This is a genomic window from Burkholderia sp. JP2-270, from assembly GCF_003233675.1.
Lineage (GTDB): Bacteria > Pseudomonadota > Gammaproteobacteria > Burkholderiales > Burkholderiaceae > Burkholderia > Burkholderia pyrrocinia_C.
The window spans coordinates 1,367,754-1,383,226 of sequence record NZ_CP029826.1 but is presented as its reverse complement, the minus strand read 5'-3'; the positions used below and the strand labels follow the sequence as shown (position 1 = coordinate 1,383,226).

3 protein-coding genes (1 of these 3 only partly in view) are annotated in these 15,473 nt (G+C 71.9%); all 3 read right to left on the bottom strand.

Annotation, left to right across the window (positions count from 1 at the left end; all coding sequences use genetic code 11):
* Tightly spaced (each overlapping or abutting the next), the 3 genes in view from DM992_RS38930 to asnB form a layout consistent with a single transcriptional unit that may run on beyond the window.
* Window positions 1-3,757, bottom strand: partial view of an SDR family NAD(P)-dependent oxidoreductase gene (locus tag DM992_RS38930; protein ID WP_111021522.1) — the beginning only. The gene continues 26,768 nt to the left of window position 1, outside the view; the window shows 3,757 of its 30,525 coding nt (coding positions 1-3,757); the start codon lies at window positions 3,755-3,757; its stop codon lies beyond the left edge, outside the window.
* On the bottom strand, window positions 3,758-13,483 hold the full coding sequence (locus DM992_RS38925) for an SDR family oxidoreductase (protein ID WP_111021521.1): 9,726 nt from the start codon (window positions 13,481-13,483) through the stop codon (window positions 3,758-3,760).
* A complete protein-coding gene (gene asnB, locus DM992_RS38920) occupies window positions 13,476-15,473 on the bottom strand; it encodes an asparagine synthase (glutamine-hydrolyzing) (protein WP_111021520.1) in 1,998 nt (665 codons plus the stop codon). The genes DM992_RS38925 and asnB overlap by 8 nt, the downstream gene beginning before the upstream one ends.

The following is a 15,473-nucleotide window of genomic DNA, read 5'->3' as shown; positions in this document are numbered from 1 at the left end:
TGCCGAGGTCGCGCGCGGCCACCGCCGCTTCGACGGCGTGCTGGTTGCGGTGCGCCAGCGCCTCGCGCTCCTCGCCGCCCTGCGCCGCCTGCCCGGCGTGGACGCCGGGCGCGCCGACGTCGCCGGCCAGATACTGCTCGAGGCGCGTGGTCAGTTCGGCGAGGCTGCCTGCCACGCAGGCCAGCCGCCATTCCATCGGCTCGCGGCCGACCTGCAGCGTGTAGGCGATGTCCTCCAGGCGGCCGCCGTCGACGGTGGCCGGCTGCAGGCAGGCCGCCAGTTCGGCGACGCTGCCGCAGTCGCGCCACGCGTCGTCCGGCGCCACCAGCCCGGCGGTCTCGGCAAGCCGCTCCAGCAGTTGCCGCAGCTCGAACTCGCCGACCCCGTAGTCGCTGAAGCCGACGTCGGCCTCGATCTGCGCCGGCGCGACGTGCAGCACGCCGGCCAGTTGTTCGGCGATCAGCGGTTCGAGGCTGACGGCCGGCGTGCGATCGGTGCGCGACAGGTACGACAGCAGACGCCCGGTGCGCCCGCGCAGCGCCGCCTCGGTGCGCGCCGACAGTACCACCAGGCTCGGCGTGGTGGCGGCCGCACGCGCGGGCCGCGCGAGCGGCACGAATTCCTCGACGATCACGTGCGCGTTGGCGCCGCCCGCGCCGAACGAGCTGACCCCGGCGCGCAGCGGCCATTCCCCGCGCGGGCCGGCCATTCGCCGCCATGGCGCGGAGGTGCGCTGCAGCACGAACGGCGTGCGCTCGAAATCGATGTTGGGATTGATGACGTCGGCGTTGAGGCTCGGCACCAGGTGGCGATGCTTCATCTGCATTACCACCTTGGTCAGCCCGGCGATGCCGGCGGCCGCCTCCAGATGGCCGATGTTCGACTTCACCGAGCCGATCGCGCAGTAGCCGAGCGCGTCGGTATCGCCGCGGAAGGCCTGGGTCAGCCCCTCGATCTCGATCGGGTCGCCCATCTCGGTGCCGGTGCCGTGCGCCTCGACGAAACCGATGCTGCGCGCGTCGATGCCGGCGCGCTCCAGGGCGGCGCGCACGACGTCGCGCTGCGCCGACGGGTTCGGCACGGTGTAGCCGTGGGTCTTGCCGCCGTGGTTGATCTGGGTGGCGAGGATCACGGCGTGGATGGGGTCGCCGTCGGCCTGCGCCTGCGCCAGCGGCTTGAGCAGCACCGCGCCCACGCCCTCGCCCGGCACGAAACCGTTGCCGCCCTCGCCGAAGCTCTTGCAGCGGCCATCGGACGAGAGCATCTGCGAGGCGCTCAGCTCGACGAAGCTCGACGGATGCAGGTAGAGGTTCACGCCGCCCGCGATCGCCAGCTCGCAGTCGCCGGCGCGCAGCGCGCGGCAGGCCTCGTGGATCGCCGTCAGCGACGACGAGCACATGGTGTCGAGCGGCAGGCTTGGGCCGTTCAGGTTCAGCGTGTACGAGACGCGGTTCGCCACCGAGCTGAAGCTGGTGCGCGGATGCAGCGTCTCGCCGTCGCGCCACAGCGCGGGGCCGTATAGGTTGAAGCCGGTCTTGGTGATGCCGGCGTAGACGCCGACCTTGCCGCCGTACTGCGTGGCGAGCGTCTCGCGGCTGATCGCGGCGTCCTCCAGCACGTCCCAGCAGGCCTGCATGAACAGACGTTCCTGCGGATCCATGCCGCTCGCCTCGCGCGGCGAGATGCCGAAGAACAGCGGATCGAAATCGGCGAAGCCGTCGAGGAAGCCCCCCCACTTGCCGTAGCTCTTGCCCTGCGCGAGCGCGAGCTTGCGGTCGGCCTCGTAGAAGCCCTCGAGCGGCCAGCGCTCGGGCGGGATCTCGCCGACGCAGTCGCGGCCGTCGCGCAGGTTGTTCCAGAATTCGGTCGGCGAGGCGGCGCGTGGATAGCGGCCGCTCAAACCGATGATCGCGATCGCATCGTCGTGCGCCTCGGCCGCGCGGCCGGAGGCCGTGGCGGCCCGGGCTGGCCCGGCGGCGGCCGCACCGGTGACGGCGCCGCGTGCCGGATCGGCCGCGCCGGCCGCCCGTGCCGATGCGGCCGGCGCGGCATCGAGCCCGGCCCAGCGCCGGCTCGCCGCCGCGTGCTGGTCGAGCAGATAGCCGGCCAGTGCGGCCAGCGTGCGGTGCTCATAAAGCAGCGTCTTCGGCAGGCTCGCGTAGAACGCGGCGAGCCGCTGGTTCAGCCGCGTGATCATGATCGAATCGATGCCGTAGCTCTCCAGCGGCTCCAGCGCGTCGAGTTCCTCGACTCGGTAGCGCGTGCACTCGGAGAACAGCGCCTTGAGCCGCGCGAACAGCGCGGCGCGCAGCTCGGCCGAGGCGGCGGTCCCGGCGGCCTCGAGCGCCGGGGCCGCCGCGACGGGCGCGGCGCCGTTGAAGCGCGCGGCCAGCCTCGCCAGATCGCCGCAGGCCACCAGCACCTGCGGCCGGGCGGCGGCGAGCGCCTGATAGAACGCCGCGAAGCCGCGTTCGCTGTCGATCGGCGCGAGGCCGAGGTTCTCGCGCAGCGCGCGTTCGGTCTCCGCGTCGATGCGCATGCCGCCCTCGCGCCATAGCGGCCAGGCGATCGAGATGCTGCGGCGGGTCTGCAGCGCGCGGCGGTCGAGAAACGCGTTGGCGAGCGCGTAGTCGGACTGGCCGACGTTGCCGAGCACGCCGGCCAGCGACGAGAAGCTCGCCAGGAACTCGACCGGCAGCGCGCGGCTGGCGCGTTCGAGGTTCAGCAGGCCGCGCACCTTGGGCGCGCAGACGGCGGCCAGATCGGCGGCCGACTTGCCGAGCGCGAAGCCGTCGCGCAGCGCGCCGGCGGCGTGGAGGATGCCGGTGAGCGTGCCGTGCTCGCGGTGCAGGTCATGCAGCAGCGCCTCGACGGCGCCCGCATCGGTCACGTCGAGCGTGCGTAGCTGCAGCCGCGGCCCGAGCGGGGCCAGCGCGGCGCGTGCCGGGTCGGGCCAGCCCGCACGCGCGGCCAGCACCACCCTTGCGCCGGGCGCGTGACGCAGGATCTCGCGCGCGAACAGCGCGCCGAGGCCGCCCGCGCCCCCGGTGAGCAGATACACGCCGCTGTCGCGCCACGGCGCGGGCGCACCGGTGGCGGCCGGCAGCGGCGCGTGATGCAGCACGCTGCGCGCGCCGTCGCGATGACGGATCGCGGCCGGACCGTGGTGCACGCGCTCGGCGGCCAGCAGGATCGCCAGGTCGGACGCGTCCATACGCTCGGGATCGACGCCGATCACCTGCGCGCGGATCCGCGGATTCTCCTGCTCGACGCTGCGCAGCAGCGCGGCGAGGCCAAACAGCGGCTCGTCCTCGGCCGCGGCGGGGATCACCAGTTGCACCCGCAACGGTGTCGACACCGGTTCGCGCAGCGGCGCCTGCAAGGCCGCCAGCACCTGCGCGGCGAGCGCCTCGTAGCGCGCGCCGAGATCGCCTCCGGGCCGCGCGAACACCTGGCAGCGCGGCGCGGCCGGCAGCGCGGCGAGCGCCGCTCGGGCCGCCGCGAACGGCTCGGTCAGCAGCACCAGCCAGTCGCCGCCGGTGGCCTCGGATTCGTGTTCGAGCGGCTGCTCGCGCCATTCGACGGCGTATAGGCCGACCTCCGCCGCCGCGCCGGCCGCGGCCGGCGCGGCCGCTTCCAGGTCGTGCGCGGCGCCGTCGCGCCGTGCCTTCAGCAAACGCAGCCCCTCGGCCTTGTCGATGCGACCACTTTTCAGATCCTGCAAGATTCGCTGCAACGCGTCCACGATCCTCTCCATTTACTCGCCGCGGCCGTGATCGGCCAGCGTCAATGCATCCATCGCCTCGTCGACGCTCAAGGTGTCGCTCAGCACGTTGTCCAGCATCCGCTCGAGCGCCGCGTCGTCGAGCGTCGGCAGCGCCGCCTGGGCGGGAATCCAGTGGCGTTGCCCCGCGAACGGATAGGTCGGCAGCGCCACGCGCCCCGGCACGCGCGCGTGGCGCGTCGCCCACTCGATCTCGGCGCCGTCCACCCAGGCACGCAGCGTCTCGCGCATTGCGGCGCCGGCCGGCGGGACCGCCGCTGCGGCCGCGCGCCCCGTCGAGCCGCGCAGCACGGCGCCGGGCAGGTCGTCGAGGTAGTCGGTGAGCGTGGCCACCAGTTGCGCCAGCGAGGCGGCCTCGAAGCCGAGACGCTCGTCCATCGGCTCGCGGCCGACCTGCAGCGTGTAGGCCACGCGCTCGATCAGCCCGGCGTGCGCGTCGCCCTCGGCCTGCTGCGCCCAGGCCAGCAGGCGACGCGCGACGACGCGCAGCTGCGCGTCATTGCGCGCGGACAGCACGATCGCGTGCGGGCCCGCGGCAGCCGGCGCGGCGGCCGGCGCCACGTACTCCTGCAGCACCAGATGCGCGTTCGCGCCGCCGAAGCCGAAGCTGCTCACCCCGGCCCGGCGCGGACGCGGCTGGCCCGCGGGATCCACCGCGCGCGGCCATGCCGTGAGTTCGCGCACGATCCGGAACGGGCTGCCGTCCAGCTCGATGTACGGGTTGAGCGGCTCGGCGTGCAGGCTGGCCGGCAGCGCGCCGTGGCGCATCGCGAGCAGCGCCTTGAGCACGCCGGCCACGCCCGCCGCCGCCTCCAGATGGCCGATGTTCGACTTCACCGAGCCGATCGCGCACCGGCCCGCCGCGAGCGGCGCGCCGTCCTGGGTCGGCAACTGCGCGTAGGCCAGCTTGAGGCCGTTGATCTCGACCGGATCGCCGAGGCTGGTGCCGGTGCCGTGCGCTTCGACATAGCCGATGCTGGCCGGATCGATGCCGTGCATCGCGCGCTTGATCAGCTCGGCCTGCGCGCGCGGGTTCGGCGCCGTCAGCGAGTTGGCGCGCCCGCCGTGGTTCTCGGCGCTGCCGAGGATCACGCCGAGGATCGGATCGCCGTCACGCTCGGCCGCGCGCAGCGGCTTGAGCACCAGCGCCGCCACGCCCTCGCCTCGCACGTAGCCGTCGGCGTTCGCCGAGAACGTCTTGCACTGCGCCTCGGGACTGAGCATGCCGGCCTTGTAGGCGCCCACGAAAGTGTCGGCGCTCAGCGTGAGGTTCACGCCGCCGGCGATCACCATCTCGCACTGGCCGGCGCGCAGGCTCTCCACCGCACGATGCAGTGCCACCAGCGAGCTGGAGCAGGCGGTGTCGATCGCCTGGCTCGGGCCGTGCACGTCGAGGAAGAACGAGACGCGGTTGGCCAGCATCGAGTGCGCCGTGCCGGTGGCCGTGTAGGCCTCGGTGGGCACGCCGTGGGCGGCCAGCAGCGTCGCGTAGTCGTTGCCGCTCACGCCGACGTACACGCCGGTGGCCTCCGGCAGCCGGCTCGCGCGATAGCCGGCGTGTTCAACCGCGGCCCAGGCCGCCTCGAGGAACAGCCGGTGCTGCGGATCCATCAGCTCGGCCTCGGCCGGCGAGATGTGGAAGAACGCGGCGTCGAAGCGGTCGATGTCGTGCAGCACGCCCGCGCGGTGCGGGAAGTCGGCCTGCTCCATCTGCTCGCGATAGGCGCCGCGATACCGGCTCATCGGCAGCGGCGCGATGGCGTTGCGGCCCTCGCGCAGGTTGCGCCAGAACGCGTCGAGATCGTCGGCACCGGGCAGCCGCGCCGATATGCCGATGATCGCCACGGCGCGCTCGAGCAGCGGATCGGCCCCCGCGGCGGATGCCGCCGGCGCGAACGCGCGAGCCGCAACCGGAACTGCAGCGGGCGGCGCCAGCACCGGTGACGGCTGGACGAGCGGCGCGGCAGCGGCCGGCGCGACCGTCGGGGCCGGTGTCTGCGCCGCTCGACGCCGCTCGCGCAGCGTCGCGACGTGGTTCGCCATCAGATGCCCGGCCAGTTGCTCGACGTTCTCGACCTCGAAGAACACCGCCGGCGTGAGGCCCACGCCCAGGTCGGCGCCGATGTGGTTGGCCAGCTCGGTCAGCGAGATCGAATCGAAGCCGAGGTTGTAGAACGGCGTGCGCAGGTTGATCGCGTCGGGCGCGAACTTCAGGATCGGCGCCATCCGACCGAGAATGCGGGCCACCACGTCGGCGCGGATCTGCGCGAGGTCGTCGGGCGCATCGGGCGGCGCCGACACCATCGGCACGGCTGGCGCCGCCGGTGCGGCGACGAGCGCGGCCGGTGCGGGGGCAGACGCGGCCACCGGCGCAGCGGCCGGCGCGTACGCAGCGGTGCTCGCGGCGGCGGCCTGTAGCACGGCAGCCGGTCGCGCCACGCCCCAGGCCACCGGCATCGCCGCGAGCCCGGCGGCCGCCGTGCGCCCGAAGCGGGCGCCGCGGATCGCGCCGAGCACGCATCCGGCGTCGTCGAGCAGCGCAACCGTGTGGCGGCCCTCGAACCGCAGGTGCCGCACCGTGCCGCCGACGAATTCGAGCGCGTCGGCACCCACGAAGCCGGCGTCCTGCCAGGCCGTCTCGCCGGCCTGCCGCGCGAGGAAGTGCGCGACCTGCTGCACGGCGCCGAGCACGGCCGGCGCGAGCGCGACGCGCGCGGCGAAGTGGTGCTGCTTCGGCATCGCTTCGCGCAGCGTGACGAGGCAGGCGCCGTCGGCACTCCAGCCGAGCCGTTCGACACTCTCCAGGTACGGCAGGTAGTCGAGCCCGCCCTCGCGCAGCGTGGCGTAGAAGGCGGCCGCATCGAGCCCGGCGGCGACGCTGCCCGGATCGAGCCCGAGCGTCGCCGGCCATTGCGGCGCGGCCGTCTCCTGCAGCACGAAGCGCGCGAGCGGCCGGACCTCGCCGTCCTCGCCCGTGTATCGCACGCCGACTTCGTGGCTGCCGGGCGCACGCGTGGCGAGCGCGAACTCGAGCCGCGCAGGTCCGCTCCAGTCCGGATCCGGATTCAGCGCCAGATCGCGTACCGCAAACGGCGCGGTGAGTCCGGCGATGCCGCCCAGCGCCCAGGCCGCGTCGAGCACGAAGGTCGGCACGATGCGGCGCTGCCCGCCGCGACGATACGCGTAGTCGAGCAGATCGTCGGGCCGCGCGTCGGTCTCGTACGCGATTGCGGACAGGTCCGACAGGTTGCGGCCGATGAACGGATGCAGCTTGCCGCGCGAGGCGAGCGGATCGAGCACGCTCGGCGCGTCGGGATCTACCTCGTACCAGCAGCGCACCTTCTCGAACGGGCTCGGCGGCAGCGACAGACGATGCGGCGCCCGCTCGGGCCACAGCAGGCGCCAGTCGAGCCGCGCGCCCTCGGCCCAATGGCGCGCGAGCCGCGCCAGATCGCAGGCGGCGAGATCGCGCTCGACCTCGCCGGGGCCGGCGCTCGGATCGATCGACAGCACGTTGTCGACGAACACCGCGCCCGGCGCGAGCTGGTCGCGCAGGAACGCGTCGATCGCCGCGACGAACTCGTCGAGGCTCGATGCCACCATCGCGAAGCGGCACGGCTGCACGTTGCGGCCCACCTGCAGCGTGTACGCCACGCGCGCCGGATCGAGCCCGGGCTGTTCGCGCAGCAGCGCCAGCAGGCGCTGCATCCAGTCCTGCAGCAGCGTGCGCGTCATCGCCGAGAGCACGTACAGGCGCGGCGCGGCCGGCCAGTGCTCGGGCTCGGGCGCCGCGTATTCCTCGATGATCATGTGCGAGTTCATGCCGCCCGCGCCGATCGAGGTGACGCCGGCGCGACGCGGATAGGTGGTCGCGACGCCGTCGGCGCCGACAATGGTCGGGCGCCGCCATTCGGCCAGTTCGCGCTGCACGCGGAACGGCGAATCGGCGAACGGGATCGCCGGATTCAGCTCCTCGGCATGCAGCGACGGCACCAGCGTGGCGTGCTTCATCTGCAGCAGCACCTTGGTGAGGCCGACCACGCCGGCCGCCGCCAGCAGGTGCGCGATGTTCGACTTGACCGAGCCGATCGCACAGAAACCGCGCTCGTCGGTGTGGGCGCGGTACGCCTGGGTGAGCGCCTTGATCTCGATGGGATCGCCGAGCTTGGTGCCCGAGCCGTGGCCCTCGACGTAGCTGACGGTGCGCGCGTCCACCCGCGCATCGGCCAGCGCCTTCTCGACCGCCTTGGCCTGCATGGCCGGCGTCGGCACCGTGAAGCCGTTGCGCACCCCGGCGTTGTTGATGGCGGTGCCCTTGATCACGCCGTAGATGTGATCGCCGTCGGCGATCGCCTCGGCCAGCGGCTTGAGCAGCACCGCGCCGAGGCCCTCGCCGAGGATCGTGCCGTCGGTACCGAGGCCGTAGCTGCGGATCACGTCGGAGCTCTTCGACGTGAAGTGCTCCTGCGAGCTGGAGATCAGGTTCTGCGGATGCAGCAGCAGATTGACGCCGCCGGCCAGCACCATCCGGCACTGGCGCGTGCGCAGCATCCAGACGCCCTGATCGATGCAGGTGGAGGCCGCCGAGCACATCGTGTCGAGGAAGATCGACGGGCCGGTGAAGCCGTAGAAATACGACAGCATGTTCGGCAGCGTGCCGGTGTAGCTGCCACTCGCGCGCGAGCCGCGCGTGAGCATGTTCTGGAAGCCGAGCAGGTTGTAGTGGTTGCTCATGGTGCCGACCAGCACGCCGACGTCGCCGTCGTAGCGCTGGCTCATCTGCTCGCGGGAGTAGCCGGCGTCCTCGAACGCCTCCACGCCCACCTGCAGGAACAGCCGCACCTCGGGCGACATCAACTCCGCGTCGCGCTGCGAGATGTTGAAGTAGCGCGGGTCGAACTTGTCGATGTCGTCGAGGAAGCCGCCGGTGCGGATGGTGCTCTTGCCGAGCACGTCGCGCTCGTCGTGGTAGATGCCCGCGTGCTCCCAGCGCTCCGAGGGAATCTTCTCGAACACGTGCTCGCCGTTCTTCAACAGATCCCAGAACGCATCCAGCGTAGCCGCGTGCGGATAGCGGCCGGCCAGGCCGATCACGGCGATGTCGTGGAGATCGGCGTCGTACATCGCCACCGGCGCCGGGGCCGGCGCCGGCGCGCTGAAGCGGCTCGTGGTGCCGGCCGGACCGGCGGCGATCGCCGCCGGTGCTTGCGGCGCGGTGGCCGGGCGCCGTGCCGCCAGGGCCGCCGCGAGCGCGTCCGCGTGCTCCTCCAGCAAGTAATCGGCGATGCCTTGCAGGTCGACATATTCGAAGAACAGCGTCTTGGGCAGCGAGCCGACCAGTTCCTCCAGCTGCAAGGTCATGTCGACCGCCATGATCGAGTCGAAGCCGTACTGCTCGAACTTTTCGCCGGTGCGGATCTTGGCCGGGTCGAGCTTCAGCACCTTGCCGAGCGTCTGCTTGAGCAGCACCAGCGTCTCGCTCAACAGGTCCGCCGGAGACAGCGCGGCGGCCGTCTCCACCGTCACGGCGGCAGCGGCGGGTTGCGCGGCCGCCACCGCCTGCGACGACGGCGCCGGTTGCGGCGCCGCCTCGGCGCGCGCGTGCCCGTAGCCGACCGACACGTGGCCGACCCGCTTGGCGGCGACCACCGCCGCCAGCGCGCCGAGCCCCACCTCGCTCGGCAACGGCTCGCCGCCGGTGCGGCGGCGCATCGCGTCGACATTGGCGGCATCCATGCGCATCCCGCCGTCGGCCCACAGCGGCCAGTCGATCGCGACGGTCACGCCGTGCGCGCGGCCGGCGCGCACCTGCGCGTCGCGGTAGTCGGCATAGGCGTCGAGGAAGCGGTTGGCGACCGCGTAGTCGGCCTGGCCGGCGGCCGGATCGACCGCCGCCACCGACGAGAACAGCAGCATGAAGTCGAGCGCGAGCCCGCGCGTGGCGGCGTCGAGGTTCGACAGCCCGCGCGCCTTCGGCGCGAACACGGCGCTGGCGTGCTCGGCCGTCTTGTTGACGATCAGGCCGTCCTGCAGCACGCCGGCGGCGTGCAGCACGCCGTTCAGGCGCCCGTGGCGGCGCAGGATCTCCGCCACCACGCGCTGCGTGTCCTCGGCGTTGGCGACGTCCGCGACGAGATAGTCGAGCGTCACGCCGCGCGCGCGCAGCGCAGCGTCGCGGCCGTCGGCCGGGCCGCGCCCGCTCAGCACCAGCACCACGCCCGAGAGGCCGGCCACGGCCTCGGCGATCAGGCGGCCGAGGCCGCCCAGCCCGCCGGTCAGCCAGTAGACACCGCCCGGCTTGAATACCTCGCCGAGCGAGGCGGTCGGCAGCGCGAGCGGCGCGACCACGCTCGCCTCGCGCTGTCCGGCAAGGTCGTAGCGAACCTCGTGCATCGCGCCGGGCGCGCCGAGTTCCGCGCGTACGCGCTCGGCCAGCGCGGCGGCGGGCAACTGCGCGAGGCCGGCCACCATCATCAGCCGTCCGCGCAGACGCGAGCTTTCCTGCAGCGCGACCTGCAGCAGCGCGGCCAGCGGCGCAAAGAGGCGCCCGGCCTCGTCGTCGGGCAGCACGATGCAGACGTCGGCCTTGCGGCGCTCGCCCATGATGCGCTGCACGCCGCGCAGCACCGCCTGGAAGGCCGCCTCGAGCCCCGCCGCCGCCTGTTCCGCCGGCGGCAGCGCGAGCGCCTCGACGCTCGCGCCGAGCGCCTCGGCGAGTTGCCGGTCGCGCTGCGGATCGGGCGCGGCGCCGGCCACGAACAGCAGCCCGCCGGCGTTCACCGGCGCGGCCGGCGCAGCCAGCGGCGCGGCCCGCCATTCGCGCACGCCGTAGCTCAGCGCGGCGGTCGAGGCCGCCGCCTCGCCCGCTTCCAGCAGGCGCAGCGAGAGGCCCGCGAGCCGTACCCGGACGACGCCCTGTGCGTCGCACATGTCGATGTCGAAGGCCGGCATCGCGGCACTCCCTGCCGCGCCGGCGCTGGGGCGGATCCAGGCCCACATGCGCGTGGCGCACGGTCCGTACTGACGCAGCTCGCGCAGCGCGAACGGCAGCGCCGGACGCTCACCGCGCAGCAGTACCACGGTGCCCTGGATCGCGGCGTCCAGCAGCGCCGGATGCAGCCGGTAGGCCTCGGCCCCGGCGTGCAGCGCCTCGGGCAGGCTCAACTCCACCAGCACCTGCCGCTCGCCCTGGTACAGGCCGGTCATCGCCTGCAGCGACGGGCCGTGCACCATGCCGGCCGCGCGCAGCCAGCCGTAGGCCTCGTCGAGCGCCACCGGGCTCGCGCAGGCGCCGCGCAACTCGCTCAGATCGACGGCGGCCGGCGCCGCCGCGGGCTCGGCCTGCGCCACGATGGTGCCCTGGCTGTGCACCGTGAGCGCGTCGCCGGCACCGCTCGTCACCTCGTAGGCGACGTCGCCGCGCGTCTGCGGCGTGAGCTGCGTGCGCGCGTCCACCGGCTCGGCGCCCACCCGCAGCGGGCGCATCCAGACCACGTTCTTCAGCGTGCAGTGCTCACCCGCCTCCAGCGCGAGCGCGGCGGCCGCGCGCGCCATCTCGAGATAGGCGACGCCGGGCAGCACCATGCGCCCGGACACGTGATGATCGGCGAGGAAGAATTCGGTGCCCGAGAAGGCGGTGCGATAGGCCTGGCTGCTCAGCGTGGAGACGTTCGCGTGCAGCAGCGGATGCAGCGTGGCGGGCGCGGTCGGGACGGTCGCGTTCGCCGTGTCCCGAGCGGCCGTCGCGGCCGCGGGTCCGGCGTCCGGCAGCCAGTGGCGCACGCGCGCGAACGGATAGGTCGGCAGCCGCAGCCGTTGCGGGCGCGCGGCGCGATGGAGCCGCTGCCAGTCCACCGGGCCGCCGCCGCACCAGTGCTCGGCCAGCTTGTCGAGGCGGCCCTTCTCGATCCAGTGCGAGAGCAGCAGTTCGGTATCCTCGTCGAGCGCCGCCTGCTTCGCGTCGTGCTTGCCGCGTCGCGCCGGCACCTGCCCGCGCCAGCTGCGCTCGACCGGCGCAGTGGCCGCGAGCGCCGCGTCCAGGAGCGCCGTCAGCTCGGCCACCGAGTCCGTGACGAACGCGATGCGCTCGACCATGCCCTCGCGGCCGACCTGCAGCGTATAGGCGAGCGCGGCCAGATCGAGTTCCGGATGGGCATGCAGGTGCGCCGCCAACTGCCGGATCTGCGCGTCGAGCCGCTCGCCGTTGCGGGCCGACAGCGGCACCAGCACCGGCGTGCCGGCGACATGGGCCGCATCGGGCGCGCCGGCCTCGGCGAGGCCCGGGCCCTCCTCCAGGATCACGTGCGCGTTAGTGCCGCCGAAACCGAACGAGCTGACGCCGGCGCGACGCGGCGCCGTGCCGTTGGTCACCCACGGCCGGCTCTGGCCGACCACGTAGAACGGGCTGCCCTCGAACTTGATGAGCGGGTTGAGCTGGCGGAAATCGACGTTGCCCGGCAGCGTGCGATGCCGGATCGCCGCGATCACCTTGACCATGCCGGCCACGCCGGCGGCTCCCTCGAGGTGGCCGATATTGGTCTTGACCGAGCCGATCCCGCAGCTCTGCGGCACCGGCTCCGAGCCGGCCTCCTGGTGCATGTCGCGGAACGCTTCCTTGAGACCAAGCACTTCCACCGGATCGCCGACCGGCGTTCCAGGGCCATGCGCCTCGATATAGCTGACGCTGTCCGGCGCGATGCCGGCGCGGGTGTAGACCTCGCGGATCAGGCGCGCCTGCGCCTTGGCGTTGGTCACCGTCAGCGAGGTGGTGCGCCCGCCGTGGTTGGTACCGATGCCCTTGATCACCGCATACACCGGATCGCCATCCTCCAGCGCGCGCTGCAACGGCTTGAGCAGCAGCATCGCGCCGCCCTCGCCGCGCACGTAGCCGTCCGCCTCGTGATCGAACGCCTGGCTGCGGCCGCGCTTCGAGAGCATGCCGTTCTTGCCGAACGCGATGAAGTGGTTGACCGACCACGCGAGATTCACGCCGCCGGCGAGCGCCGCGTCGCATTCACCGTTGCGGATCGCGCGCACGGCCTGATAGACCGACACCAGCGAGCTCGCGCAGGCGGTGTCGTTGACGATGCTCGGGCCGGCCAGATCGTAGTAGTGGGACACGCGATTGGCGATGATCGAATAGGCGGTGCCGGTCGGGAAGTACGCATCCACCTTCTGCCCGGTCTTCTCGAACAGCTCAGCGTAGTCCCAATGGCAGACGCCCATGTATACGCCGGTATTGGTGCCCGCGAGCTGCCCCGGCCGATAGCCGGCGTCCTCGATCGCCTTCCAGGCCAGCTCCATCGCAAAGCGCTGCTGCGGATCCATGTACTGCGCTTCGCGCGGCGAGATGTTGAAGAACTCCGCGTCGAAGCAGTCGGCGTGCTCGATGAAGCCGCCCCAGATGCTGTTGGTCTTGTCGTCTTCCTTGCGCGGATCGCCGTAGTAGACGTCCTTGTCCCAGCGCTGCGGCGACACTTCGCTGATCAGCGAGCGCTGCGCCGCCAGCTCGGTCCAGAAGTCGTCGAGCGTTTCGGCGCGCGGCAGGCGCAGCGCGAGGCCGATGATCGCGATGTCGTCGGGCTGCGGCACCGGGCCTGCCGAGGCTGCGTCGACGAGCGGCAGCGCGGCGGCGGCATGGGCGTCGACCGGGGCCGGCGCCGAATCGGCGGGGCTGCGCTTGCGAAGAAACTCAAACATGTTCCACTCCCGAACGGATTGCGCTGCGACGATCGACGACGCGGGACAGCACCCGGTCGACCCGCTCCAGCGGCATGGGCGGCAGGCCCTCGCGACGCACGTACTGGCGATGCAGCATGGTGGTGGACAGCAGATAGATGAAGGTCTGGTTCTCGCGCGTGCTGATGGTGCCGGGCTCGCTGTCGAAGATCTTGCGGGTGAGTGCCTGCGCGAAGCGGGCGTCCAGGTGAGGCACCTTCTTCAGCTCGTTCTCCGAGAGCAGCAGCTCGAGGTAGTCGGCGCGGTGATCGACGAACGCGGCGCTGTCGGGAGCGCGATACGGATGCTTCGACTTGGTGGTGATCGACGGTGGAATCACTGCCTCGAACGCCTTCTTGATCAGGTACTTCTCGTTGCTGCCGTCGTCGAACTTGAGGTTGACGGCGGCCGACAGCGCGACCACCTCGGGATCGAGGAACGGGCAGCGGTTCTCGACGCTGTTGGCCATGCTCATGCGCTCGCCCTGGGTGGACAGCAGATAGCCCGGCAGCAGCGTCTTGAATTCGAGCCATTGCGCCTTCTCGATCGGGCTCAGGCCCGCGAAGTGCGGATCCTCGGCGGTGTAGGCGAGCAGCTCGGCGAACGGGTCGGCGTTGCCGTCGCGCTTGAGTAGCCGGTTGGCGAAGCGCCCGTTCTGGAAGCGGATCTCGTGCGAGAAGAGACCCGGCAGGCGCTCCTCGCTGAATTGCTGGAACAGGCCGAGCAGGCGCGTGGACTCGTCGCCGCCGAAGTGGCGCAGGTACGGATACATGCGCGAGAGTTTTCGCTTGCGCTCGTCGTTGTCGTACGCGTTCCAGTTGCTGCGCAGCAGCGTTTCCTTGAACAGGTCGTAGCCGAGAAAGGCCTCGTCGGCGCCCTCGCCGCTCAGCACCACCTTGATGCCCTTGTCGTGCACCGCGCGCGAGAGCAGGAACATCGGCACGAACGCGGTGCGGAACGCCGGGATTTCAGCGTGATAGACCGCTTCCGGAAACGCCTGCACGATGTCGGCATGGCTGATCGTGATCGCCGAGTGCCGCGTGCCGAGGAAGCGGCTGACCTCGAGCTGATGCTCCGATTCGTCGAAATACTTGTCCTCGAACGCCACCGAGAAGGTATGCAGCGGATGATCGGACATGCCGCCCGCGAGCTGGGTGACCACCGTCGAATCGAGTCCGCCGCTCAGGTACACGCCCACCTCGACGTCGCTGCGCATGCGCAGCCGCACGCTCTCGGTGAGCGCGTCACGCACCCGCTCGATCGCCTCGGCCTCCGAGCCCACCTCGTGACGCGGCACGAAATCGAGCTGCTCGTAGCGGCCCTCTCGCAGCTCACCGTCGCGCACACTCAGGAAGCCGGCCATCGGCAGCTGGCGGATGCCGCGAAAGCCGGTCTGGTGCGGCAGCGGCGTCCACTGCGCGAAGATCGACGAGAGCTGCCCGACGTCGGGCTCGAACGAGAAGCCGTCGATTGCCAGGAACGCCTTCATCTCGGAGGCGAACATCAGCATGCCGTCGTGCTCGGCGACGAACAGCGGACGCTTGCCGAAACGGTCGCGTGCGAGGAACAGGCGGTGTTCCTGGGTATCGTAGACGGCGAAGCCGAACGCGCCGTTGAAACGCCGCAGACAGCCTTCGCCCCACTGCAGCCAGGCCTGCAGCATCACCTCGGTATCCGACCGGGTGCGGAACACGCGACCCTGAGCCTGCAGCTCGGCGCGCAGCTCGCGGTAGTTGTACAGCTCGCCGTTGAAGCAGATCCAGTAGCGACCGGACGCGTCGCTGAGCGGCTGGGTGCCGGACGCGAGATCGATGATGCTGAGCCGTACCGTGCCCATCGCCACGTGGTCGTCCACGAAGTAACCGACCTCGTCTGGACCGCGATGATGGATTCGCGCCAGCATCGGCTTGATGAAATCAGCATTCGGAAGCGCCCCCGGGCGCATAGAGATGAATCCGGCGATGCCGCACAT